This is a genomic window from Echinicola jeungdonensis (genome assembly GCF_030409905.1).
Lineage (GTDB): Bacteria > Bacteroidota > Bacteroidia > Cytophagales > Cyclobacteriaceae > Echinicola > Echinicola jeungdonensis.
Window position 1 is genome coordinate 20,054 of record NZ_JAUFQT010000001.1, and the last position, 25,492, is coordinate 45,545.

At 37.6% G+C, this 25,492-nt stretch carries 19 protein-coding genes and 1 CRISPR repeat array; of the genes, 15 read left to right on the plus strand and 4 right to left on the minus strand.

The genetic code is table 11. The annotated features are described in order from the left end of the window. Positions 1 to 152 precede the first annotated feature (152 nt). The 15 genes from QWY93_RS00125 (at position 153) to QWY93_RS00195 (ending at position 13,066) form a co-directional block, all read left to right on the plus strand. Complete coding sequence (locus QWY93_RS00125; protein ID WP_290246163.1) at positions 153 to 629, plus strand: HIRAN domain-containing protein; 477 nt, start codon at positions 153 to 155, stop codon at positions 627 to 629. A gap of 148 nt (positions 630 to 777) precedes the next feature. Next, complete coding sequence (locus tag QWY93_RS00130; protein WP_290246165.1) at positions 778 to 1,206, plus strand: hypothetical protein; 429 nt, start codon at positions 778 to 780, stop codon at positions 1,204 to 1,206. Beyond that, positions 1,167 to 1,607: a hypothetical protein gene (locus QWY93_RS00135; RefSeq protein WP_290246166.1), complete on the plus strand. Its 441-nt coding sequence runs from the start codon at positions 1,167 to 1,169 to the stop codon at positions 1,605 to 1,607. The genes QWY93_RS00130 and QWY93_RS00135 overlap by 40 nt, the downstream gene beginning before the upstream one ends. Beyond that, entirely contained in the window at positions 1,588 to 2,103 is a 516-nt protein-coding gene (locus tag QWY93_RS00140; RefSeq protein ID WP_290246167.1) for a hypothetical protein, read from the plus strand. Before QWY93_RS00135 ends, QWY93_RS00140 begins: the two co-directional genes overlap by 20 nt. Before the next feature lie 90 nt (positions 2,104 to 2,193). Next, the gene (locus tag QWY93_RS00145; RefSeq protein WP_290246168.1) at positions 2,194 to 2,586 is read left to right on the plus strand and encodes a hypothetical protein; all 393 of its coding nucleotides are present in this window, start codon (positions 2,194 to 2,196) and stop codon (positions 2,584 to 2,586) included. 262 nt (positions 2,587 to 2,848) lie between these two features. Continuing rightward, the gene (locus QWY93_RS00150; RefSeq protein WP_290246169.1) at positions 2,849 to 3,316 is read left to right on the plus strand and encodes a hypothetical protein; all 468 of its coding nucleotides are present in this window, start codon (positions 2,849 to 2,851) and stop codon (positions 3,314 to 3,316) included. Beyond that, on the plus strand, positions 3,282 to 3,743 hold the full coding sequence (cas9, locus tag QWY93_RS00155) for a type II CRISPR RNA-guided endonuclease Cas9 (RefSeq protein WP_290246170.1): 462 nt from the start codon (positions 3,282 to 3,284) through the stop codon (positions 3,741 to 3,743). The genes QWY93_RS00150 and cas9 overlap by 35 nt, the downstream gene beginning before the upstream one ends. Beyond that, positions 3,706 to 4,536, plus strand: coding sequence for a hypothetical protein (locus QWY93_RS00160; protein ID WP_290246171.1), 831 nt, complete (start codon positions 3,706 to 3,708; stop codon positions 4,534 to 4,536). Before cas9 ends, QWY93_RS00160 begins: the two co-directional genes overlap by 38 nt. A gap of 165 nt (positions 4,537 to 4,701) precedes the next feature. Beyond that, complete coding sequence (locus QWY93_RS00165; RefSeq protein ID WP_290246172.1) at positions 4,702 to 5,376, plus strand: hypothetical protein; 675 nt, start codon at positions 4,702 to 4,704, stop codon at positions 5,374 to 5,376. Between the two features lie 170 nt (positions 5,377 to 5,546). After that, positions 5,547 to 6,152 carry a transposase gene (locus tag QWY93_RS00170; protein ID WP_290246173.1) on the plus strand — a complete coding sequence of 202 codons (606 nt, stop codon included), beginning with the start codon at positions 5,547 to 5,549 and terminating at the stop codon, positions 6,150 to 6,152. A gap of 17 nt (positions 6,153 to 6,169) precedes the next feature. After that, a complete protein-coding gene (gene cas1 / locus QWY93_RS00175) occupies positions 6,170 to 7,063 on the plus strand; it encodes a type II CRISPR-associated endonuclease Cas1 (protein WP_290246174.1) in 894 nt (297 codons plus the stop codon). Continuing rightward, positions 7,056 to 7,403, plus strand: a complete 348-nt coding sequence (gene cas2 / locus QWY93_RS00180; protein ID WP_290246155.1) for a CRISPR-associated endonuclease Cas2 — start codon at positions 7,056 to 7,058, stop codon at positions 7,401 to 7,403. The genes cas1 and cas2 overlap by 8 nt, the downstream gene beginning before the upstream one ends. 116 nt (positions 7,404 to 7,519) lie before the next feature. After that, positions 7,520 to 9,615: a CRISPR direct-repeat array (repeat unit 46 nt; unit sequence GCTGTGATTACCTAGCTAAGGTATAATTCTGAAAGCAATTCACAAC). A gap of 265 nt (positions 9,616 to 9,880) precedes the next feature. Further along, positions 9,881 to 10,801 carry an IS1595 family transposase gene (locus tag QWY93_RS00185; protein WP_290246175.1) on the plus strand — a complete coding sequence of 307 codons (921 nt, stop codon included), beginning with the start codon at positions 9,881 to 9,883 and terminating at the stop codon, positions 10,799 to 10,801. A gap of 230 nt (positions 10,802 to 11,031) precedes the next feature. Continuing rightward, complete coding sequence (locus QWY93_RS00190) at positions 11,032 to 11,814, plus strand: sterol desaturase family protein (protein ID WP_290246176.1); 783 nt, start codon at positions 11,032 to 11,034, stop codon at positions 11,812 to 11,814. 157 nt (positions 11,815 to 11,971) lie between these two features. Then, positions 11,972 to 13,066 (plus strand): sulfotransferase family protein, encoded by a 1,095-nt coding sequence (locus tag QWY93_RS00195; RefSeq protein ID WP_290246177.1) that lies wholly within the window; start codon positions 11,972 to 11,974, stop codon positions 13,064 to 13,066. Here the strand turns inward: QWY93_RS00195 and QWY93_RS00200 are convergent. The 4 genes from QWY93_RS00200 to QWY93_RS00215 are packed head-to-tail and all read right to left on the minus strand — an operon-like array spanning position 13,051 to position 25,025. Then, complete coding sequence (locus tag QWY93_RS00200) at positions 13,051 to 16,284, minus strand: non-ribosomal peptide synthetase (RefSeq protein WP_290246178.1); 3,234 nt, start codon at positions 16,282 to 16,284, stop codon at positions 13,051 to 13,053. The genes QWY93_RS00195 and QWY93_RS00200 overlap by 16 nt on opposite strands. Further along, positions 16,274 to 21,952 carry a type I polyketide synthase gene (locus QWY93_RS00205; protein WP_290246179.1) on the minus strand — a complete coding sequence of 1,893 codons (5,679 nt, stop codon included), beginning with the start codon at positions 21,950 to 21,952 and terminating at the stop codon, positions 16,274 to 16,276. Before QWY93_RS00205 ends, QWY93_RS00200 begins: the two co-directional genes overlap by 11 nt. 47 nt (positions 21,953 to 21,999) lie before the next feature. Next, entirely contained in the window at positions 22,000 to 23,304 is a 1,305-nt protein-coding gene (locus QWY93_RS00210; protein WP_290246180.1) for an LLM class flavin-dependent oxidoreductase, read from the minus strand. Continuing rightward, positions 23,301 to 25,025, minus strand: a complete 1,725-nt coding sequence (locus QWY93_RS00215) for a fatty acyl-AMP ligase (RefSeq protein WP_290246181.1) — start codon at positions 25,023 to 25,025, stop codon at positions 23,301 to 23,303. The genes QWY93_RS00210 and QWY93_RS00215 overlap by 4 nt, the downstream gene beginning before the upstream one ends. Positions 25,026 to 25,492: the final 467 nt, after the last annotated feature.

Below are 25,492 nucleotides of genomic sequence, written 5' to 3' on the forward strand. Positions count from 1 at the left end.
TGGTTATTTTAGAGATTACGAGATTAATTCTAAGCATCTTATTCAAAAAAAGGAGAGCGCAGTTTGTATTCAAAAATTCTATTTTTGATGCTTGTAAACATCTTTTTTAATCCATGTTTTTCGGTCTTTAATGACCCATAAAGTAAAATTTTATGAAACTTAACCGAAAGGAATTTTTGAAATCGGCTGGACTGGGAGGCATATCCCTGATTTTACCAGGCTCTTCTCCTAAAGCTGAATTGGTTACCAACCTGATTGCCAAGCCCATCCAAATATATGACAATTACCTGCTTGGGGTCCAGTATTATTCTTTAAATAAATGTTTTGGGAAAATCCGGGCAGGTGACCTGGTAATCTTGGAACAATTTTCAGAACACGAACATGACCGTATTGCAGTTGGGGTAAAATGGGAAAATATGTTTCTGGGGTATTTACCTGCTTATGAAAACATTGTCCTGGCCAACCTGATGGATGCTGGTGCCAGGTTAAATGCCATGGTTAATGCTAAACTTTCTTTGCATCAATTTGGAATAGGCATCTGGACTAATCTGATCGTCCCAGAAAAGGAAGCTACAGAGAAACTTAGTAACAAGGCAGCAGATGATGTGGATGATGGATATAGGAGGTAGAAAAAGAAAGGCGAGTTGCCCCGCCTTGAATGTTTTCACAACGGAATAATCCTTATTGTGAATTGCTTTCAGAATTATGATTTCAATTTAGGAATGAATTTTAAAAAGGCAATAAAAAAGTTAAATAAAGAATAAATTAAATTATAATATGAAAAGAATATTAGGACTGGATTTGGGAACAAACTCTATTGGGTGGGCTTTGGTTGCGCAAAACTTTGAGGAAAAGCAAGGTGAAATACTTGGAATGGGAAGTAGGATTATTCCGATGAGTCAGGATATTTTAGGAGAATTTGGAAAAGGAAATTCAGTTTCCCAAACGGCTGAAAGAACAGGTTTCAGAGGAACCCGAAGACTCCGCGAGAGACATTTACTCCGTAGGGAAAGGCTACATCGTATTTTGAATATTTTGGGATTTCTCCCTAAGCATTACTCTTCACAAATAGATTTCGAGAATCGCCTTGGCAAGTTCAAGAGGGAATGGAGCCCAAACTGGCTTTTAATAATAAAGAATTCATCTTCAAAAAATCATTTGAGGAGATGCTTGTTGATTTCAAGAAGTGTCAACCACAGTTATTAGAAGAAGGAAAACTAATCCCTTATGACTGGACAATCTATTTCCTACGAAAAAAAGCACTTTCTCAGAAAATTGAAAAAGAGGAGCTCGCTTGGGTCATCCTAAATTTTAATCAAAAGCGGGGGTACTATCAGTTTAGAGGAGAAGAGGAGGAAGAAAATCCTAATAAATTGGTCGAGTTTTATTCATTGAAAATTATCGATATAAAAGCTGAAGAAACTAATAAAAAGGGAGAGACTTGGTATTCACTGATTCTCGAAAATGGATGGGTTTATAGACGTTCAAGTAAAACAGATTTATACGATTGGAAAGATAAAGTCAGGGATTTCATTGTTACTACTGACCTGGATGAGGATGGCTCAATTAAAAGGGATAAAGAGGGAAATGAAAAAAAGGAGCTTTAGAGCCCCAAAGGAAGATGATTGGACACTAATCAAAAAGAAAACCGAACAGGAAATTGACCATTCTAGTAAAACGGTAGGTGCATATATCTACGACACACTATTACAAAACCCAAGTCAAAAAGTAAAGGGCAAATTAGTCCGTACTATTGAACGTAAATTCTACAAAGAAGAATTAAAGGCTATTCTGGAAAAAAAAAAGGCATTTCATCCTGAATTAACGGATGAAGGTTTGTACAACGAATGTGTGAGAGAACTATACAGAAACAATGATGCACACCAATGGGCATTAAGCAAAAAGGATTTTACACACCTTTTCCTTGAGGATATCATTTTTTACCAACGGCCTCTAAAAAGCCAAAAATTTAATATAGGAAAATGCTCGTTAGAGTACAGAAATTTCAGGATTAACGGAGAAAAGAAAAACCAAATACCTGAATGCTGTCCCCAAATCCAATCCTTATTATCAAGAATTCAGGGTTTGGCAATGGATGTATAACCTTAAGATCTACAAAAAGGAGGATGAAGTTGATGTAACTGGCCAGTTTCTATCCAACATTGAAGATTGGGAAAATCTTTTGAGTTTTTGATGAGGCAAAAAGAGGTAGACCATAAGATTATATTGAAACATTTGCTTACCTCTAAAGAACTGAAGGGAAAAGCGTTAAATGCAGAAACTGCAAAGTACCGATGGAATTACGTGTATGATTCTGTAAAGGATGAATCAAAAAAATATCCCTGTAATGAAACTGGTTATGAAATCAGGAGAAGATTAAAAAAAGTCGAAAATATGTCTTTTGATTTCTTCACAAGAGAAATTGAGTACAATTTGTGGCATATTATCTACTCAGTCACAGATAAAATAGAATATGAAAAAGCCCTGAAAACCTTTGCTGAAAAACACCGATTGGATGTCAATTCCTTTGTGGAAAATTTCAAAAAGTTCCCCCGTTTAAAAGCGAGTACGGCCCTTTTTCTCTAAAAGCCATTAAAAAATTATTACCCTTATTACGTTTAGGAAAATATTGGAGTTGGGATGCTATTGATGAAAAAACAAAAAGCAGGATTGATAAAGTCACAACTGGTGAATTTGATGAAAAGATCAAAAATAGGGTTAGGGAGAAAGCAATTAATTAACCGAGTACCATCATTTTCAAGGCTTACAGCTTTGGTTAGCAAGCTATATTGTTTATGATAGACATTCCGAAGCTGATATTAGTAAAAAATGGAATTCGGTTGTTGATTTGGATGGTTATATCAAAGATTTCAAGCAGCACTCACTGCGTAACCCCATTGTAGAGCAAGTAGTAACCGAAACCCTCAGGGTAGTAAGGGATATTTGGCAAGAATACGGCGAAGGGAAGAAAGATTTCTTTGATGAAATCCATGTGGAATTGGGGCGGGAAATGAAAAATCCTGCAGATAAGCGCAAACAAATAACTAACCAAATTACGGATAATGAAAACACCAATCTTCGTATAAAAGCTTTACTAACTGAACTCAAGAATGATACAGGTTTTGAGAATGTTCGTCCATATTCACCAATGCAGCAGGAAATTCTTAAAATTTATGAAAATGGAGTGCTCAATTCCAATATTGAAATTCCAGAGGATATAGAAAAGATCAGCAAAAAGGCCATCCCTACTTCTTCGGAATTATTGCGCTATAAGCTTTGGCTTGAACAAAAAATATCGTTCCCCGTATACAGGTGAAATCATTCCATTTACAAAGCTTTTTACTTCTGAATATGAAATCGAACACATTATTCCACAAAGCCGATACTTTGATGACAGTTTCAGCAATAAAGTAATATGTGAAGCTTCCGTGAACAAATTAAAAGACAATCAAATAGGTTTAGAATTTATAAAAAACCATCACGGAGAAATAGTAGAAAATGGTTTTGGCAAGAGCGTAAAAATATTTGAGGTCAGGACATATGAAACTTTTGTAAAAGACCATTACTCCAAATCCTTTTCAAAGCGGAACAAATTGCTCATGGAGGAAATTCCGGAGAAGATGATCGAGCGCCAAATAAATGACACTCGTTACATAAGCAAGTATATTTCAGCAGTCCTATCCAATATAGTCCGTTCAGAAACTAATGATGAAGGCATCAATTCCAAATCTTATTCCAGGTAACGGAAAAATCACTGCTACCCTTAAACAGGATTGGGGGTTGAATGATATTTGGAATGGGATAATCTTAACCCGCTTCGAACGGATGAATCAGCTTACCAATTCAAAAGGTTTTACAAGCTGGAACAAAAATCATCAAAAATACTTACCCACCGTGCCTCTTGAGTTGTCAAAAGGTTTCCAAAAAAAGAGAATTGACCACAGACACCATGCTTTAGATGCTTTGGTTATAGCTTGTGCAACACGTGATCACGTCAACCTTTTAAATAACCAATATGCAAAATCTAAGGAACGCTTTGATCTAAATAGGAAACTAAGAAAATATGTAAAAGTCGCTTACTCCCACCCAAAAACCAAAGATAGAATTGAAAGAGAGGTGCCAAAAGATTTCCAAAAACCCTGGGAAACTTTTACAATTGATTCCAGAAACGCTTTAGAAACCATAGTAATAAGTTTCAAGCAAAACCTTAGGGTGATAAATAAAGCTACTAATAAATATGAAAAATGGATTAAAAAAAACGGCCAAAAGTCCAAAGAAATAGTGGAACAAAAAGGACTTAACTGGGCTATTAGGAAGCCAATACATAAAGACACTGTCTCTGGACTAATTAAGCTTCGTTTAAAAAAGAAGAAAGTTTCTCTTGGAGTTGCATTGGACAATATTTCGGATATCGTCAATAAGCCGTTGAGAAAGGAAGTTCAATCCTTAGCAAGATTGAAATATGATAAAAATCTTTTGACCAAGTATTTAAGGACAGAAAATACAAGTGGAAAACTCAAGATATTTCTAGAGTAGAAATTTATTATTGGGAAAATGACTTAGTAGCAACACGTACAAGCTTAGATACTTCATTCAATGAAAAACGGATTAAAGGATCAATTACAGATACCGGAATCCAAAAAATTCTACTGGCCCATTTAGAAAAAATATAAAAACAGGGTTGATGAAAAAGGCAAATCTATGGCACCAGAACAGTTGGCCTTCACCCCAGAAGGAGTTGATGAGATGAACAAAAATATCATTCAACTCAATGGGGGGAAATTTCACAAGCCCATATTAAAGGTAAGAACTTATGAACCAAAAGGGAACAAATTTAAAGTAGGAGAAACGGGGAATAAGAGGAAGAAATATGTGGAAGCTGCCAAAGGCACCAACCTATTTTTTGCCATATATCAAAATGGTGAGGGGAAGCGAAGCTATGATACCATCCCTTTGAATATTGTGATAGAAAGGCAAAAACAGGGGCTGACTTCTGTCCCAGAGATTAACGAAAAAGAAGAAAAATTACTGTTTTATTTATCTCCAAATGATTTGGTGTATGTGCCAAATGAGGATGAAAACATTGACACCATTGACTTTAATAATCTAACCAAGGAACAAACAGAAAGGATATACAAAATGGTGAGTTCTTCAGGAAATCAATGTTTTTTCCTTAGACAAGACGTATCTACCGCCATTGTAAATAAAGTTGAATATTCAGCGCTTAATAAAATGGAAAGAAGTGTAAATGGTGTGATGATAAAAGAATTTTGTTCTAAGCTTAATACAGATAGACTTGGAAATATCAAAAGTGTCCATAACAAATCAGGAATAATAAAAATAGGAAACCACGAGTATGAAAATAAAGAAGTTTAATGGAGAGCTTAAAAACAGGAAACTAGATAATTCATTCACCAACAAATCCAAAAAGGGATTTCCAAACACTTACAAAGACACCTTAAGGCATATTCTCATTCTAGAAAATATCAAAACCTGTCAGGTCTCCCAGACCTGACAGGTTTGAATATGCACAAACCACCAATCTTATGGAACAAGGCCAATCCTACCATATTTACAAACACGCCAACCTGCCCGTCCGGCAAGCGAGTGGCTCGGAGGATATTTTCCGGGAGGAGGAAAATTATCGTTTTTTTCTCCAACAGTATAGCAAATACTTAGGGAATGTAGTGGACACCTATGCTTTTTGCTTGATGCCCAATCATTTTCATTTTTTGGTTGGGGTAAAGTCTGAGGAAGCCTTGAAGAAAACTTTTCCAAAGTTTGAAACTTTGGGAAAGTTAATCTCCAAGCAATTTTCAAACTTTTTCAGTTCTTATGCCCAAACTTTCAACAAAAAGTATAAACGAAAAGGAAGTTTGTTTATCAATAACTTCAGGAGAAAACCAATCCAAACAACATCCCAATGGCAGGAAATCTTCCTGTATTTCCATCTCAACCCAATAAAACACGAGTTTGCCACATCGGTAAACGATTGGAAATGGTCAGGCTGGCATGCTTATAAATATTTAGAAAAGAAGTCTCTATTAGAGCGTACCTATTTTATGAACTTCTTTGATGGAATATTTCATATCAATGATATGATGGAGGTAAAAAGGGAGATATTATTAAATAAGAACCTGGAAATAGAGTAAGTAATAAACTTATAAAAATGATCAAACGCACCCTCTTCTTCGGAAACCCTGCTTACCTCAGCACCAAGCATGAACAATTGGTGATAGCATTTACAGATGATAAACCTGATAAGACAGTTCCCATAGAAGACATCGGTATGGTCATATTGGAAAATCCGCAGATCACTATCACCAATGGACTATTGGCCAAATTGAATAATCAGAAAGTTGCCGTAGTAACTTGCAATGGGCAACACCTTCCCAACGGCCTCCTTCTTCCCATCCATGGCCACACCGAACAAACTGAAAGGATCAAACACCAACTCAATGCTTCCCTCCCATTGAAAAAAAACCTTTGGCAGCAAACAGTATCGGCCAAAATCCAAAATCAAGCCTGCCTTTTGGAAGATAAAGGGAAAGAAAATAAACGATTACAATACCTGGCCAAAAATGTAAATTCCGGGGATACTGGCAACCATGAAGCCCAGGCCGCCGCCATATATTGGCAAAATATATTTGATATTCCAGAATTCAACCGCCACCAAACCGGTATCCCTCCCAATAACCTTTTAAATTATGGTTATGCCATTCTTAGGGCTGTTATTGCCAGAGCATTGGTTTCTTCCGGTCTTTTACCCCATGTTGGCATTTGGCATCGAAATAAATACAATGCATACTGTCTGGCCGATGATATTATGGAACCCTATCGACCTTTTGTTGACCTGATCGTGTCCCATATTGTGGACACAGAAGAAGATATCACCCAACTCACCACTTGCCTAAAAAGAGAATTATTACAAATTCCGGTCTTGGATGTAATTATTGATGGGCAAAAAAGCCCTTTAATGGTTGCAGCCAGTAGAACGACCAGTTCTTTATTTGAATGTTTTGCAGGCATTAGCCGGAAAATTATTTACCCCGAATATGGATGAAAGCTATTTTTCAAGACTTAACCAATATAGAACTTTGTGGGTTTTAGTTTTTTTTGATTTGCCAACGGAAACCAAAAAGGACCGGAGGATAGCCTCCTCCTTCCGGAAAAAACTTCTGGATGATGGCTTTGCCATGTTCCAGTTTTCCATCTATATGCGGTTTTGCCCCAGCCGGGAAAATGCTGATGTGCATATCAAAAGGGTCAAAAAAAATCTTCCACCGAAGGGAAAAGTGGGTATTATGTCGATTACAGACCGGCAATTTGGCTTGATGGAAATTTTTCACGGAACCAAAAGTGTAGATAATGAACCTCCCTCCCAACAATTGGATTTATTTTAATCATTTGAAAAATGAAATTGGCCTACTATCCTTTTTAACAACCCAAAAACAGCTTGATTTTTTATTTCTAAATATCAACTTAAACAACAGCATACCAACCACTTACATGGAGGTATGCTGTGATTACCTAGCTAAGGTATAATTCTGAAAGCAATTCACAACGGCAGATAGGGAGTTTGCTAATCGGAGGGGGCTGTGATTACCTAGCTAAGGTATAATTCTGAAAGCAATTCACAACGTACATGATGAAGCCTCCTCAAATCCCACAGCTGTGATTACCTAGCTAAGGTATAATTCTGAAAGCAATTCACAACCGCTTTTGTTGTTTTTTCGCGGCTCCTCTGGCTGTGATTACCTAGCTAAGGTATAATTCTGAAAGCAATTCACAACAGGTGCTCCAAGTGCAGGTAATTTCAGGTGCTGTGATTACCTAGCTAAGGTATAATTCTGAAAGCAATTCACAACTCCCTCAAATATCCCCCGCTCAAATGATTCGCTGTGATTACCTAGCTAAGGTATAATTCTGAAAGCAATTCACAACGCATTAACATTCTGAGCCTGATTTTGTAACGCTGTGATTACCTAGCTAAGGTATAATTCTGAAAGCAATTCACAACACAGTTTCCAAAATGTTAGGACATAAAGACGCTGTGATTACCTAGCTAAGGTATAATTCTGAAAGCAATTCACAACGATGACCTTTAAATTCATATTGCACCCCTTGCTGTGATTACCTAGCTAAGGTATAATTCTGAAAGCAATTCACAACATTTCCTGCATAGGGATAATTTAGGGGTGGGCTGTGATTACCTAGCTAAGGTATAATTCTGAAAGCAATTCACAACATTGTCTTTGTTGGCCTGTGCCACCATAGGCTGTGATTACCTAGCTAAGGTATAATTCTGAAAGCAATTCACAACGAAATGTTGGTAACTATAAAAGCGCCCTTTGCTGTGATTACCTAGCTAAGGTATAATTCTGAAAGCAATTCACAACAAATCCTCCTCTGCATGATTGAGCCTATTTGCTGTGATTACCTAGCTAAGGTATAATTCTGAAAGCAATTCACAACATAATAGGAGAGCCGGAACACTACAGGCCAGCTGTGATTACCTAGCTAAGGTATAATTCTGAAAGCAATTCACAACCCTCTTGCCTACCATGGGCACAAAAAGGAGGCTGTGATTACCTAGCTAAGGTATAATTCTGAAAGCAATTCACAACTGCATTGTTCTATTTTCATTTTCGCCTAAGGCTGTGATTACCTAGCTAAGGTATAATTCTGAAAGCAATTCACAACTGATTACCTGGAGGAAGTTGAATATTTCCAGCTGTGATTACCTAGCTAAGGTATAATTCTGAAAGCAATTCACAACGGAAATTAAAGGATTAATAAACAGAAGAAAGCTGTGATTACCTAGCTAAGGTATAATTCTGAAAGCAATTCACAACTACAGGTTTCTATCAGTTCCTATGCAAAAACGCTGTGATTACCTAGCTAAGGTATAATTCTGAAAGCAATTCACAACGTAGGAGGCTCGAAGCAGTTTTCATATACAGCTGTGATTACCTAGCTAAGGTATAATTCTGAAAGCAATTCACAACACATAATCTGGCTTTCCTTCAATATCAAAAGCTGTGATTACCTAGCTAAGGTATAATTCTGAAAGCAATTCACAACCACAATAGCGGTGGCATTCATTACACTTGTGCTGTGATTACCTAGCTAAGGTATAATTCTGAAAGCAATTCACAACGGTCAAGGTATTGAAGAGCTTCGAAGGCATGCTGTGATTACCTAGCTAAGGTATAATTCTGAAAGCAATTCACAACGTTACTGATCCGGTAAATTCAGTATCAAATGCTGTGATTACCTAGCTAAGGTATAATTCTGAAAGCAATTCACAACGGAAGAATAACTCATGACAATGTTGAAAGGCTGTGATTACCTAGCTAAGGTATAATTCTGAAAGCAATTCACAACCGTGTGGTTCAGGTGTAATTAATGCTATTAGCTGTGATTACCTAGCTAAGGTATAATTCTGAAAGCAATTCACAACAAGTTGGCTAATAATAAATTTTATGGCATAGCTGTGATTACCTAGCTAAGGTATAATTCTGAAAGCAATTCACAACAATGCTCTGTTCTATTTCCAAAATTACTCTGCTGTGATTACCTAGCTAAGGTATAATTCTGAAAGCAATTCACAACAGCATTTCCAGTTTAAACAGCAGTTTTTTTGCTGTGATTACCTTACTAGGGAGGATCTCCCTGGCATCTTCCCCTAATGATTTCACCTATAATTTTTTTCGTTATTTTAAAAAAACGCATAATGAATATTTTATTTTTAAAATTAAAATTATGTATATCCGCAATGACACCAGTAGCCAAATAAATTAAAAGTGACAGTTAGTGTCAATAGCTTTAGTTAAGTTATTACTCTGTATAAATTGGGTCAAAATAAACGGTTTTGACCATGAATATAATCAACTTCATTAATCGGTTTCCTGACGAGTCTTCCTGTATTAAGTTCATTAGAGAACAAAGGACAAAATCGGGCATCATTTGCAAACGGTGCAGCTGTAACCGTCATTATTGGCTTGAAAACAAGAAGTCCTTTCAATGTGCTTCATGTGGGTTCAGGACCAGCATCAAGAGTGGTACTGTTATGGAAAACAGCAACCTTCCAATTAGGACCTGGCTGCTGGCCATGACCTTCATAACCGCCACTAAGAAGAGCTTCAGTGCCTCAGAGCTACAAAGGCAGCTTGGGATGAAGCGGTATGAACCTGTTTTCAGGATGTACCATAAACTCAGGAAGGTCATGGGACAACGCGATGATATCTATAGGCTTGAGGATATGGTAGAATATGATGAGGCCTTTGTAGGAAAAGCCACCAAAGCCAAATCCCAAAACAAGCTCAAAAGAGGCAGGGGCAGTCAAAAACAGTCCATTGTAGCGGTAATGGCCGAATCGACAGTTTTAGAAAACCCTGAATCCGGAAAGCTTGAAAAGAGCTGTAGATATTTTAAAATGAAGAAGATAAAGAACTTAGAGGCAAAAACAGCCCAAGGTCTGGTCAAAGAATTCATTGATCAGGACTCAGTGCTTCAAACAGATAAGAGTACCACCTTCTCAGATCTGGGTGACTGTATTGAGGTTCATGTCAGAGAGGTCTCTGGAACTGATAAAGGCCATTTTAACCTCAAATGGGTTCATATAGCCATAAGTAATTTAAAGAAACAGCTGCAGACATACCATATGATAAGTGAAAGGATGATGCAAAACTATCTTGATGAGTTTAGTTATAAGCTCAACAGAAAATATTTCGGTCAAAAACTTTTTGACCGGCTCATTATTGCTTCCATTTATCCTTACTGGCATGATTGCGGATAATCATAATTAAAATTAATTTATTCTTTACTTTTTCTAAAAAGTAAAATTTAATTTTTCTAACTTTCTATTAGTTAATTGTGGTTTATTATGCTTTGGAATATTTGATTAGGCCTTATACCCATAAAGTTTAAGAAATGGATCAAAAACTCATTAAAAAAGACCATAGCCAAAAAAGTATTGGATGTAAATCTTAATCTGAAATATTAGTATTAATCCAACCATAAGTCAAAATGGAAAATATTATTGCCTTTTTGATCGGGGTGGGCATTGCATTTATGCGATACTTTGTAGTTGCAGGAGTATCCTTTTTGATTTTTTATAAGTTTTATTTTTATAAATATTTTAAAGCAAAAATTCAGAAAAGATTGGCCAATGGCAAGGATTTTAAAAGGGAGATTTTTCATTCCCTTGTTTCTAATATCATATTTGTTCTTGCAGCAATAATCATTATCCGCGGTCCTTGGGTGGAGTACACCAAAATTTACAGGGATATTACGGCTTATCCCTTATGGTGGATGCCTATTAGCTTGATTTTATCCTTATTTATCCATGACACTTACTTTTATTGGTTACATAGGATATACCATCTTCCCTTATTTTTTAAAACCATACATTGGGTTCATCATAAATCCATTTCCCCTACCCCTTGGGCTTCTTACTCTTTTCATTTTTGGGAAGCATTTACTTTGGTTTTCTTTATTCCAATTCTCGTTTTATCGGTCCCAATTCACCCATTAATGTTTTTGACTTTTAATTTTTGTACATTTACCATAAACGTTTACGGGCATTTGGGATTTGAAATCATGCCCAAGTGGTTTAGGAACTCCTGGTTATTTGAAGTAATAAATAGTTCTGTTTACCATAATCTTCATCATTCAAATTTTAAAGGGAATTATGGACTATATTTTAGAATTTGGGATAGATTGATGGGGACAGAACATTCGGATTATGTAAAAATTTACGATAGCATTCAAAAAAGAAGATTTGGTGAAAAAATAAAAATGGCCCATTAGTTTTACCCAAAAAAAAGTTAACCTTGGGCAGGTCTTTATTTTTTTAATTGAATTAAAATTATCAAAATTTAATAAATGTATTCCCTGGAGAAATATTGAGGAAAAACTTTAACTTTTTTTCAAAATGCTATATGTATTAAGATAAAACAGCCAGCTCATGCACCGTTTTTTTCCACTTCCTTTATTTTCTTTTTACAAGATGGTCAGAAAAAATGGTGGTATTGACCCTTCAAAGCTTAAAAACACCCCTCCATGGCTGTTAAAGATCATATTATTTGAACCTATCAGGTGGATCGAGCTAGCCTTATATGATCAAAAAATCAGTCAACATCAAATTGAAAAGTCTCCCCTTTTTATCCTTGGTTATTATCGCAGTGGAACTTCTTATCTACACCAGTGCTTGGTGCAGGACAACCGTTTTGGTTATCATAGTAATTATCAAATGGTACTACCTGAAATAATGTTAAGTACAGAAAAAAAATTACTACCAATTTTTGAGCTTATTTGTCGGATTTTTAAACTAAAAGATTCCGTGCACAGGGTACCCTTATCTTTTCGCTTTCCCGGTGAAGAGGATGCCACAATGACCACTTATTTAGATGAAAAAGGGGCCCAATGGGGTTACTTCTTCCCTGGGATGATGAATGAACAGTTTAGTAAATATGTGCTTTTCGAGAATATTACAAAATCCGAATTAGAAGCTTGGAAGGATTCGTTTGTTTATCTGCTCAAAAAAATTTCCATAGCGAATCATCAAAAACAACTTGTACTCAAAAGTCCACCCAATACAGCTAGAATAAAATTTTTGCTTTCCATTTTTCCCAAAGCTAAATTTATTTTCATTCATCGTAATCCCTATGAGGTATACGCTTCCAATAAGTGTTTTTGGAAAGTAGTTCAAAAAGTTTACGCTTTACAAAACAGCAATAAGGTCAATGTCAATAAAATAATTTTGGACACCTATTCTCAAATGATGTCACGGTATTTGGAGACAAAAGATTTAATTCCACCAGGGCAATTGACCGAACTCGCCTATATTGATTTCATAAAAAATCCACTGGAAACCCTTCAAAAAACATATCAAACTCTCCACCTTCCAGATTTCGATTATTGTAAAGATAAGTTAAAATCATTTATTGGACCACAGAAGGATTTTGTGCAACTAAAACATACAATAGCTAAAAATGAAAGGGAAATTGTTACTGAAAAACTGGAACCTTTTCTCCGCTATTGGAATTATCCCATATTGTAATTTTCCCCTTTTAGGTAAGTTGCCAATTCATGGATGGTTTGATATTCAAAGATATCTTCTACTTTTATTTTTAATCCATACATATTTGCATTGGCCACCATTTGGAGACTCTGCAATGATGCTCCACCAAGGTCAAAAAAATTCTCATTCACTCCCACCTGTTCAATATTTAATATGTTTTGCCAAATTTCCACCAAAATTTGCTCCTCTTCACACCTTGGCCCTATATAACCAGAAAGTAGCCTTACATCTTCTGGTACTGGAAAAGCCTTCCGGTTAATCTTTCCATTTGGAGTTAAAGGAAATGAGTTCATTGGAATAAGGAAGTTGGGAATCATATAATTAGGAAGTCTTTCACCCAAAAACTCTTTCAATTCTCCCAAATCAAGAGGTTTATCAAAGGCTTTAGGGACAAAATAAGTGACTAATCGTTTTTCGCCAGATTTTTCTTGCCTGGCAAGGGTAATGGCATCTTTTACTATTGGGTGTTGAACCATTAGAGCAGAAATTTCCCCTAACTCCATTCGATTTCCCTGAATTTTAACTTGGTCATCTTTTCTGTCCAAAATTTCAATAGAACCATCAGCCAAATACCTTGCTAGATCACCAGTTTTGTACAATTTAGCCCCTTTCTGGAGGGAGAAAGGGTCAGGTATAAATTTCTTTTCTGTCAATTGGGGCATATTTACATATCCACGGGCTATTCCTTCCCCTCCAATATGAAGCTCCCCTACTACATTTACCGGCAATTGCTGTTGGTACCGGTCTAGAATATAAAGCTGCGTATTGTCAATAGGCTGACCAATGGTAATCCGTGTATCTCCTTTTTTTATTAAACTTATAGAGGACCAAATAGTCGTTTCAGTGGGCCCATACATATTCCACAATTTCCCCACCCTTTCCAAAAGATTATTTGCCAGTTGAAGTGACAAAACATCACCACCACATAAGGCTTTTAAGTTTGGCCTACCTTTCCATTCTGTCTCGAGAAGCAATTGCCAAATTGCAGGGGTGGCCTGCATAATACTTACCTTAAATTTATCTATTGATTCACAAAGCTCCTGGGGTTGTGAGAGCAGCTCATCACTGGCAATAATAATGGTTGCTCCTACCATCAAAGGCAAAAATAGCTCCAAAGCAGCAATATCAAAAGAAAGGGAAGTAATTGCTAACAGGATATCATTCTGACAAATCCCAGGGCTTTTACTCATCGAACAAAGAAAATTTGTCAAAGAAGCATGACTAATCATTACCCCTTTTGGAGTACCTGTTGATCCGGAGGTATAGATAATATAAGCAAGTTGCTCTGGGTCAATTTTAATGTTGGGGTTTGAAAACTCCCCATTTTTAAACTTTGAATTTTCTGTTAAGCGGATTATTGATAACTCAAAATTATCCAAAATTTTGGTCTCAATATTCGTCAACAAAACACCTACCTGTGCGTCCTTTAGAATAAACTCAACCCGGCGTATTGGGATGGAGGCATGTACAGGAACATATGCTGCACCAGTCTTACTAACTGCCAAAAGAGCTACCAGCATTTCTATTGACCTTTTCATCCAAACGCCTACCCTTGAACCTGCACCAACTCCCCTTTCAAGCAATTGCTTAGCTAAGGCATTGGCTCTTAAGTTTAATTCTCTATAAGAAAAGTGCTTATGATTATAGATCACTGCAATATTATTAGGTTTTTTTGCAGCTTGCGCTTCAAAGAAATGATGAAAACACTTATCCCTAGGGAATTCAATTTTGGAATGACTCCTTGATAAAGAAGTAGGGCTTAGTTGCATTCCAGACAGGTATTTCAACTTTGATATTGGCCTTTCTGGATAGCGTATAGCATTTTCTAAAAGTAATGGGAAGGACATAAACATCCTTTGGATGGAAGTAGGTTTAAAAATATCCTTATTGTATTCCAACGTTGCATGATACTGTTCCCTCACCTTGGAAAGCATTAAGGTCAGGTCAAATTGGGAAACCCCGGTATCAATATCCTGGAAGGTAACCTCAAGACCGGGCATTTCCAGTTTTGGCTGGGGTGAATTTTGAAAATTGAAAACAACTTGGAAAAGAGGAGTACGATTTAAGTCTCGCTTGGGCTTAAGCTCCTCTACCAATTTCTCAAAGGGCAAATCCTGATGGGCAAAAGCACCTAAGGCAACTTTCTTCACCTGTTTTAATAAATTCCGGAAAATTGGATTTCCTGAAAGATTGGCCCGGAGTGAAAGTGTATTGATAAATACTCCTATTAAAAGCTCCTGCTCTGGGTAACTTCGGTTGGCAACTGGGGTGCCAATAATAATATCTTCCTGGCCACTGTATCTATGAAGAAAAATGTAAAAGACGGTTAAAAGTATCATATAAGGAGTAACATCCTCCTTTCGGGCAAGATCTTCGATAGCAATTGCCATTTCTTTCGAAAGAACAAACCGATGCGTTCCCCCGGAGAAGGTTCGCTTAGAACCCCTTGGGTTATCAATCGGCAAGTCCAATATAGGAATTTCGCCAGCTAATTGTTCTTTCCAATATGATAGGGAAAACTGGGCTTCATGTTGGGCAGCTTTGCTGTTTTGCCAATAAGCAAAATCAGCATACTGGATGGGCAAATCAATCAATTGAACATTTTCACCCTTGACATTTGCTTTATAAAAACTAATTAATTCATTTAGAAAAACCCCCAATGACCACCCATCTGCAACTGTGTGATGGGCAATCACTAACAGATAATGGACCTGATCGTTGGCTTGAAATAATTTAAGTTGAATTAACGGTGCCTGGGTTAAATCAAAAGGTTTCAAAACTTCCTTTTCAGCTAGTTGACGCACCAGTTTATCGGGGTCTTCTGTTTCATAGCTCTTTAGGTTTATTACAGGAATAATTATTTTGGCTTTTTGATTAATTTCTGGGACAGGCATTCCAAGGCCAAAAACAAAGTGTGTGCGCAGGGATTCATGCCGCTCTAATATTTGATTTGTACTTTTTTCTAAAGCGTCCAAAAATAGATTTCCCTTTAATTTGATTAAGACAGAGAGATTATTTACTGCCGTTCCTCGATCAAGCAATTCAAGAAAAAGTTGGCGTTGTTGTGGAAGCGAGAGTTTTAATGGACTTTCCGTAGGCTTTTTTGAAATAAAAGTTTTGTTAAGCCCTGATGCCCCCCTTTGCAACCACTTATGTAATAGGGCACGTTTTCCAACAGAAAGGTCTTTATTGGTCATCTTCGTCATTTTCTGAAATTAATCTCTGAATTTCCTCCTCACTCATTTCATCAACCTGTTTCACAATTTCATCCTCCAACAAACCAGCAAGGCGTTCTATTGTAAAAGCCTGAAAAGCATCTTTGGGATTGATACTGACACCATAAGACTTTCTTGTCAAGGCAAGGATTTGAGCAGCTAAAACCGAATCTCCTCCAAGTTCAAAGAAAGAATCATAAATTCCGATTTGATCAATATGCAAGGTTTGGCGCCACAAATCGGCCAACATCTTTTCCAATTTAGTTCGGGGAGCCACATATTTTTGGCGTAAATTTGGTCTCGAATATAGGCTTGCCTTAAGAGTACCTCTACCTCCAACTTCTTCAAAAAATGGCATGGCTGAAGCCGCCGGATACAGCCCTAACATATCTTTTAAATCAAAAGGCAAAACTGTAATTTGAGGATTAGGTTCTAATGATAACCTCCCCATAATTTCTAACCCCTCCTCGACTTTTATCACCTTCACCAAGTGTTGGGGCAAAGCTTTTTCTTCTTTAATTTTTTCCTTGGTTTCAAACGCCAACCCTACTTCTGCCCATGGTCCCCAATTGAAACTGATCGCCGGAAGCCCTAAGGAATGACGATAATGGGCCATGGCATCCAAATAAGCATTTGCTGCTGTATAATTTCCTTGACCTGGTGACCCTAAAACTGAAACCGCTGAGGAAAAAAGAACAAAAAAATCCAAAGGACTTCCTATTGTCTCATTGTGAAGATTCCAAGTGCCGGCCACTTTTGGAGCCATTACTTTTTTCATCCTTTCTGCATCAAGATTTACCAGCGCAGCATCATCCAGCAAACCTGCAGCATGGACTATTCCCCTCAAATCTGGAAATTCCTTTTTAATTATTGTAAAAATTCCCCTCAATTGATCTGCATTACTAACATCTGCTTTCATTGTAACTATTTGAGCTCCATCTTTCCCCATTTTCCTAAGAGCATCCTTTATCAAATGAGTAGGATCACTTCTTCCCAAAAGGACTAAATGTTTCGCTCCTTTAGAAACCATCCATTTGGCCGTAGACAAGCCCAGTCCACCCAAACCACCTGTAATAAGATAAGTGCTATCAGACCTTATATCAATTTCAGGAATACTTGATTTTTGGAAAGGTTCAAAGGACAATAGACGTAATACAAAACGTTCATTATTCCTAAAAGCAATTTGATCCTCCCGATCTTCCACTAATAACTGACCTACAAGTTGGGCTATAGTGGATTCCAATGATTGTTGAGGATCCAGATCGATGCGGACACAATTTAATTCCGGAAGTTCAAAACTGATAGCTTTTCCTACTCCCCACAAAGGAGATTGCTCTAATGCTACTACCTCACCATTTTTAACAGCTTGGGCTCCTCTAGTAACAAGCCACAAATGCGGTGACCCTGCAATTCGGCCTGCAAGAGCCTTCAATAAAAGTAATATGCTATTACATCCAAGAGCTTCAATGGTTGAGGCTTCTCCTGGCAATTGTGATGGAATAGAAAGGCTCCATAAATGAATAATTCCAAAGAAAGATGAGGAAATCTCTTTAATAAGATTTTCTATCATTGCATGGATTTCTTCTTCTTTTAAATTAAGGGTATCCCTTACATTCAAAAAATGACAATTTTGGCCACTGGCTTCCAACTTCCTTCCTAATGCTTCCCCTACACCTTGGTCATCAGCAAAAATTAGCCAATTCCTTTTTTTATTTTCTAAATAGGATTGCTTTAATAAAGCCTTATTTAGCTTCCATTTTAATTGATAGAACCAGATGTCTTTTTTGAGGCATTGGGGAAGTATTCTATTTTCAATCCGTTTCAATTGTAATCCCCTGAATTCTGCAACAACTTGCTTATTTTCATCAGTGATTTGAATATCAGTATTTATCATACTAACTTCTAATCCCGTTTCTGAAATCAACTTAACATGGCTCCATAACTTGGTTCCTCCAGGAGTTGAGAAAAAGCTTATTTGCTCACATCCATAGGGTATGTAATGGTTGTTTGTGGAAGATATTATGGGTAGTGCAGCAATGACCTGAAAACAAGCATCCAAAAGTGCTGGGTGAAATTGATATCCCTCGACCTGGTTCTTCAAAGTTACAGGCAGCTCAATTTCCCCCATCGCTTCTTTATCGAATTGCCAACCCTGTTTTATCCCTTGAAAAGAAATTCCATATCGGTACCCCAGATTTCTTAATTTTTTATAAAATTCTGCACCGAAAAAGTCAGGTTTATCAATTTTTTTATGAAATTTTTTTGTGGTAATACTGAAATCAATTGCAACCAAAACATCTTGGGCAGGATGAAAATTTACCGAAGCATAATGAACCCAATCTGAATTCCATTTTCCATAAACATTGAAGGAGTACCTCCCATTTTTTGCAGGAACCAAATGAGTCTGCAGCAATTTTGATTTTTCTTCTACCAACACCATTTTTTCCAAAAAAGTAATGTCCCTCATCACGTGGGTTGCCAACAAACCTGATTCTTTGGCCGCTTGAAGTGCCATTTCAAGGTAAACTGAAGCAGGAAGTACTATTTCGCCCTCAATAAGATGATCCCTTAGAAAAGGAACCATGGCAGTATTGATCTCGGATTGCCATATGTAATGGGATGTTTTTTTTGCAATTTCTACCCGGGAACCCAACAAGGCCTTTGCGGAAGATGATGTATTATTCCCCCTTTTGACACAAGTGGTGGTGAGATTTGGAGAAGGATTATCAATCCAATAGCGTTGCCGTTGCCATGAAATAGGAGGAATAAAAACATATTTTCCTTTTCCAGGATAAAGGTGGTCCCAGGATACAGAAAAACCTCTTGTGTATAGCCTTCCCAAAGACTTAATTAGGATTTCCCTTTCTGATTCCCCCCTGCTCATAGAAGGAAGTAAATTTATTTCCTGATCCTGACCAGAGTATGATTGTTGTATTGAACTGAGTAAAATAGGATGTGGTCCGATTTCTATAAAGTTAAAAAATCCCTCCCCAAGCACTTTTTTTATTGCTTCCAAAAACAACACTGGTTTTCTGATGTTATCTACCCAATATTCAGCATCGTATGTAAGATGGTCTCCATTGGTACCTGTTAAAGTGGAAAATATGGGGATCTTTGGAGGCCTGGAGTCAATTTCTCCCAAAAGCCTTAACAATTCAACACGAAGTACATCTATTTGGGGACTGTGAGAAGCAATATCAACTTTTACCCACCTGCAGAATAGGTTTTGGTGATCAAGGATATTTTTTATTTCCTCAAGTATTTCAGGGTCCCCAGAAAGCACTGTAGAAGAAGGTCCATTAATCGCGGCCACGGATACTTCTTCTTTACAATCTTTTATGAGATCTTTTGCCTGATCATGGGTCAGTTCGGTTGCAAGCATCCTTCCCCTCCCTTTTAAAATCTTTAATTGTTGACTTCTTAGGCAAATGATCCTTGTAGCATCCTCCAAACTTAAAATTCCAGCTATGTAGGCAGCTGCCACCTCCCCCATACTGTGACCTATTACCACATCAGGAATTATACCCCAGGATTTCCAAAGTCCTGCAAGGGCAATTTGAATGGCAAATATCGCGGGTTGTACGAAATTGATTTCTCCTAATTCTTGCTCTGAAGACTCAGCCATCAATCCCCCCTTCAAGGACCAGTTGAACTGGATTTGGATAATTTTATCAATTTGGTCAATCAATTGGGAAAATCTTTTTTCCCTTTTGAGCAGTTCTCTACCCATCCCCATCCACTGTCCCCCTTGTCCAGAAAAAACAAATACCAATTTAGGTGAACGATCCATTGCCTTATCCCCTAAGATAAGATTGGGACTTGGCACTCCTGAAATAAATGACTGTAGGCCAAGTGACAATTCTCCGGCAGAACACCCCATTATCGCTAAACGGATAGCATAATCACTTCTTCTTTTTCCCGCAGCTAAACAGATGTCCTTTATTACCCCATTATATCCAGAGTCAATAAAATGCTTAAAGCTCGTTGCAAGCGATTGAAGATTTTCATTACTGTTTGCAGATAGAGGTAAAAGGTGGAACATGGAATCTGATACAGCATTGTTTTTTTTGCTATCAGATTTTTTATCCATTATTGCTTCAGACAATACCACATGAACATTTGTTCCTCCGAAGCCGAAAGAACTTACACCAGAGATAATCGGTCCATCACTAGCTGGCCACCTTTCTTTTTCACTTTGTACCTGAATATTTAAATCCTCAAAGGGAATATGAGGGTTTGGAGAATGAAAATGCAAACTTGGGGGAAGCATTTTGTTTTTAATGGACAATACTACTTTAATTAACCCGGCAATTCCAGCTGCAGCCTCCAGGTGCCCAATATTGGTTTTGACGGAACCTATTGAACAATGGTTATTTACCCGGCCTTTACCCAGGATAGCCCCAATGGCTGAAGCCTCCATAGAATCACCCAAAAGAGTTCCGGTACCATGTGCCTCTATATATTGAACTTTTTGAGGTGAAATTCCTGCTGAACGGTAAGCTTCCCTCAACAAAAATTCCTGGGATTCTTTATTAGGTGCTATCAATCCATTGGTTCGGCCATCCTGAACTATCGCACTTCCTAATATCATAGCATGTATGGGGTCTCCATCTTCCAAAGCAGAGGAAAGTGGCTTTAGGACTATCACTCCTCCACCTTCTCCTCGAACATAACCATTAGCATCTGCATCAAATGTTTTACACCTTCCATCGGGGGACAGGACACCTGCTTTGGTAAATCCAATAGAATGTGCTGGAGATAAAATCATATTTACTCCACCTGCAAGTGCGGTGGTACATTCTCCAATCTTTAAGCTTTGACAGGCCAAATATACTGCAGTAAGGGATGAAGAACATGCCGTATCAATAGCCATACTGGGACCCTTAAGGTTATAAAAATAGGAAATGCGATTAGCCGTAATGGATAATCCTGCTCCCGTTCCCGAATGGCTGGTAATAGCAAATGGGTTTTCTAATTGGAGTTGGCTATATTCATTTACGGAAACACCTATAAAAACTCCAGTCCGGGAACCATCTAGTTGCTTTTTTCCCAAGCCTGCGTTATCAATTGCCTCATAGGATAACTCCAGTAACAATCTCTGTTGGGGATCCATTTGTTTTGCCTCATTGGGTGATATGCCAAAAAAGAAAGGGTCGAAAAGATCAATATTTTCCAAAAAACCTCCCCATTTTGAGATTGATTTTCCAGGAATTGTTGGGTCAGGATTATAAAACAATTCTTTGGGCCAACGATCAGCTGGTATTTCGGTAATGGCATCAGTGCCATTAATGAGCAAATTCCAAAAGGATTGAGGGTCATTTGCTCCTGGAAATCGACATCCCAAACCAATTATAGCAATCGGTTCCTTAGCAAGGACTGAATCAACTGATTCCTTATCTGATTTTTTTTCCCCTGGGGAATAGGTCGCCAAATAATGGGAAAGTGCTATGATACTGGGATATTCATAGGCAAGTGTAGGTGAGAGTCGATGTCCCAATAATTCCTCCAGGTCCCCTGAGAGCATTACTGCATCTCTGGATGTAAGGCCATAGCTTGAAAAGGGTTCTCCAAGCTCAATTTCTTCAGGTTCTACATGAAGTAGTTTAGAAATCTGGGTAATTAGCCAATCCTGAATTTGCCTCGCATTCATAAGATTTAGTTTGAACTTTCCGAGGATATACCTTGTGCCTTAATTCGTTATTTGGAACTTTTTCCTCCCACCTGCATTTTCCAAAATGCTGTCATGCCTGGCCTACGATCAGGGACCTTTTGAGCATCTTTTGAGCTACTTTTTTCCCACAAAAGCGGATAGGCTTCCACTGGGGGAAGGTCATTCATTGCTTCATGGGAAATGATTTTTTTATTTGCTTCAGCAATGAATGGTGCCAATTCTTCTTGTTTTTCTTTTTCCCGCTTAGCCTCTCTTTCCCTGAATTCTGGTAATACCTTTTTAGCAAATAGCTCCAAGGATTTACATATTTCCTCATGGCGATAGCGGCCACATTGGTGCAAAAGAATCAATTGGTCCACCCCTGCATTTTCCAAGGATTGAAAATTTTCAATCAATTGTTTAGGGGTTCCAATTCCACCCATCCCTGCTTTCTTGCGTTCTCGTTCCAATTGTTGATCAATGGACTGGGGACGATTTTTGAATTCATTCCATAGGTTGGTTTTACCGGGTACATGTACCCCATCACGCCAATAATGCCCTAAACCAAATGCAAAAAATTGAGCCCCCTCTTGACCAAGTTTTCTTGCTGTTTTATGATCTTCATGACACATAAAACCGGTTAACATTGCAACATTTGGGTTTACAACTTGTGCTAAAGGGTTACACTCCCTCTTGAAGGTATTATAATACTCTTCTACCCAAAATTTAGCTTCTTCAGCATTTACAAATGCAAAGGTCAATGCACCAATACCCAGTTGGGCGGACATTTTAAGGCTGTCACGGTTGGAGCATGCTGACCAAACTGGGGGATGTGGTTTTTGTAAAGGTTTTGGGACTATATTTCTGTGTGGCATCGAGAAGTATTTCCCCTGGAAACCAGGATAAGGATCCATGCTCATCATTTTGGAAGCTTCTTGTAATGCTTCTGCCCACATGGGACGTTTATCTACAAAATCAACTCCAAACCCCTCTAACTCCATTCTTGACCCCGACTCGCCTGTTCCCCATTCTACACGTCCACCACTGAGAATATCCAAGGTTGCCAGCCGTTCTGCTACTCTGGCTGGGTGATTAAATTTGGGAGACATCACCACAATACCATGACCTAACCGAATTGTTTTTGTCCTTTGGCTACATGCGGCAAGGAAAAGTTCGGGAGCAGAAGAATGACAGTATTCCTCAAGAAAATGATGTTCTTGCACCCAGACATAGTCAATTCCTATTTGGTCGGCCAACTCTACTTGCTCCAAAGCTTCCTCAAAAAGCTTTTCCTCATCCCCCTCAGCCCAAGGACGGGGCAATTGCAAATCAATAAATATTCCAAATTTCATGGCATAGTGATTTCTTTTAATACTCCAGATAGGTAATCCTCTTTACAGAGGTAATGTCTAATTTTACCACTTGTGGTCCTTGGTATGCTTCCAGGCAAAGTCAATTTGATATCATATATAGATACATTATGTTGCTCAGCCACTGCTTGGCGTATTGATTTTTTCACTTCCTCTATATTTTGAATTAACCAGTATTGAATTTCTGCAATTACTACCACTTGATCCTTTTCAGAATTTTCAATTGAAAAAACCGCGCAACCTGCAGGCCGTATGCTGGGATGAGCAGAAATCACCGTTCTTTCAATATCATGGGCATAGTGATTTTTCCCATCAATAATTATTATGTCCTTTAGTCTACCAGTGATGTATAACTCATCTTCAAATACAAACCCTAAATCCCCTGTTCGTAAAAAGGGGCCTTCACCAGTTTCTGACAAGTACCCTCCAAAAGTCACTGAAGATTCCAAAGGGTTGTTCCAATACCCCTTTGCTATGCTTTGACCGGCAACCCATACTTCCCCTATTTCATTGGGATCACAAGAATTCAGATTTTCCGGATTAACAATCTTTATTTTAATACTGTCAAATTTTTTCCCACACCCTACTATTTGTGCTATGTCCTCTTCTGATCCTTTGGAAAAAACAACTTTGTTTTTTTCCAGTCCGGACTTTAAAAGTTTCTGAGATACAAACCTGCGGTTTTTTGCTCCTCCGGTTACCATCAAAGTAGCTTCTGCCAATCCGTAGCAGGGCAAAAAAGCTTCCTTCCTAAAACCACAAGGGGCAAAGAATTCGGTAAATTTATCCAATGTATTTTTTCTTATGGGCTCCGCCCCATTAAAAGCAACTTCCCAAGTGCTTAAATCAAGTTGATCTCTATCTTCTGGTTTGACCTTTTTCAAGCAAACATCATAAGCAAAGTTTGGCCCACCGCTACTGGTAGCTTTATATCGCGTGATCGCTTGTAGCCAACGGATTGGTTTTTGTAAAATCATCAAATTGGGAATTATTGTTACCGTAAAACCTGTAAAAAGGGGCTGTAAAAATCCCCCAATGAGTCCCATATCGTGATAAGGGGGTAACCAAATGACTCCTCGGCTCTCATGGGTATGCCCAAAACACTCTTGGATAATCTCCTGATTATGCATCAGGTTGTTATGACTCACCATTACCCCTTTTGGGAAGAAAGTTGACCCGGATGTATATTGTAGAAAAGCGAGTTCTTCACCATTATAATCCGATTGCTCCCAATTTTTTGACAATTCCTCAGTGTCAATCCCCTCAGTTGCCAATAATTTTAGCGATTTGAACTTTTCTTTCAAACCGCTTCCTATTTGTATTGACCTAAAAAGTGAATTACTTAAAAGCGCTACCTTAGGCTTAGCATTTTCAATTATCCTAAGCGTTGTTTCCAATGTTGTTTCAAGACGGGCTGGATGGGGAGGTGAGACTGGAACAGCAATTATTTTAGCATACAAACAACCAAGAAAGGATATAATGAAATCCAAGCCTGAAGAATGTAAAATAATGGCGCGTTCACCTTCATTTATTGTTTCTTGCAAAAGTGCTCCGATGGATCGGGCCTGGCGATCTAATTCTTTGTAGGAAATAGTTTCTTCATCGCATTCTCCATCCTTTAAAAATCGATATGCCAAATTATGTGGCTGAAGATTTGAACGCCACCTTAATATTTCGACCAATGTTAATGGCTTTTTCCCCATTGATAAGAAATTTATCAGCTAAAAACCGCAATAGTTTTTCAGATGTTAACATATAGATTGATTGGCGATTCTTTTTTGCCTAATTAATGAAATTACAGGTTACTTTGAACTGGATTCAATCTCATAAAATTTCAATAAAACCTTGATTCATTTAAAAACTTTAAAGACTGATAATTCAAAGAGCTTTTTATTAAGGTTGGACTAATTCAAATTTAGGTGGAGAAATTAATCAAAATCTTATTTGTTTTAACCTATACTTAAGTTATAATTTATTTACATAAATAACAAAATAACAAATTCAAAAAAGCATTTAGACCCCATTAATTAGTATATTATTAGGTGAATAAATTATCGCGTTTTTTACTAGAAAAGAAAGTTGAAAATGAAATTCCCAAAAAATATTTTTTTAAGGAATTTATTGATTTTGAATTCAATATCCTGAAAACATGGGCCATGAAAAAAACACC

What these genes read in the sequence shown, in the direction of transcription:
- QWY93_RS00135 (WP_290246166.1), top strand. Translation starts at nt 1,167, where the DNA reads ATGCTTGTTGATTTCAAGAAGTGTCAACCACAGTTATTAGAAGAAGGA.
- QWY93_RS00195 (WP_290246177.1), top strand. Translation starts at nt 11,972, where the DNA reads ATGCACCGTTTTTTTCCACTTCCTTTATTTTCTTTTTACAAGATGGTC.
- QWY93_RS00140 (WP_290246167.1), top strand. Translation starts at nt 1,588, where the DNA reads ATGAAAAAAAGGAGCTTTAGAGCCCCAAAGGAAGATGATTGGACACTA.
- QWY93_RS00190 (WP_290246176.1), top strand. Translation starts at nt 11,032, where the DNA reads ATGGAAAATATTATTGCCTTTTTGATCGGGGTGGGCATTGCATTTATG.
- cas1 (WP_290246174.1), top strand. Translation starts at nt 6,170, where the DNA reads ATGATCAAACGCACCCTCTTCTTCGGAAACCCTGCTTACCTCAGCACC.
- QWY93_RS00145 (WP_290246168.1), top strand. Translation starts at nt 2,194, where the DNA reads ATGAGGCAAAAAGAGGTAGACCATAAGATTATATTGAAACATTTGCTT.
- QWY93_RS00200 (WP_290246178.1), bottom strand. Translation starts at nt 16,284, where the DNA reads ATGACCAATAAAGACCTTTCTGTTGGAAAACGTGCCCTATTACATAAG.
- QWY93_RS00185 (WP_290246175.1), top strand. Translation starts at nt 9,881, where the DNA reads ATGAATATAATCAACTTCATTAATCGGTTTCCTGACGAGTCTTCCTGT.
- cas2 (WP_290246155.1), top strand. Translation starts at nt 7,056, where the DNA reads ATGGATGAAAGCTATTTTTCAAGACTTAACCAATATAGAACTTTGTGG.
- QWY93_RS00170 (WP_290246173.1), top strand. Translation starts at nt 5,547, where the DNA reads ATGGAACAAGGCCAATCCTACCATATTTACAAACACGCCAACCTGCCC.
- QWY93_RS00130 (WP_290246165.1), top strand. Translation starts at nt 778, where the DNA reads ATGAAAAGAATATTAGGACTGGATTTGGGAACAAACTCTATTGGGTGG.
- QWY93_RS00165 (WP_290246172.1), top strand. Translation starts at nt 4,702, where the DNA reads ATGGCACCAGAACAGTTGGCCTTCACCCCAGAAGGAGTTGATGAGATG.
- QWY93_RS00210 (WP_290246180.1), bottom strand. Translation starts at nt 23,304, where the DNA reads ATGAAATTTGGAATATTTATTGATTTGCAATTGCCCCGTCCTTGGGCT.
- QWY93_RS00205 (WP_290246179.1), bottom strand. Translation starts at nt 21,952, where the DNA reads ATGAATGCGAGGCAAATTCAGGATTGGCTAATTACCCAGATTTCTAAA.
- QWY93_RS00160 (WP_290246171.1), top strand. Translation starts at nt 3,706, where the DNA reads ATGATGAAGGCATCAATTCCAAATCTTATTCCAGGTAACGGAAAAATC.
- QWY93_RS00215 (WP_290246181.1), bottom strand. Translation starts at nt 25,025, where the DNA reads ATGGGGAAAAAGCCATTAACATTGGTCGAAATATTAAGGTGGCGTTCA.
- QWY93_RS00125 (WP_290246163.1), top strand. Translation starts at nt 153, where the DNA reads ATGAAACTTAACCGAAAGGAATTTTTGAAATCGGCTGGACTGGGAGGC.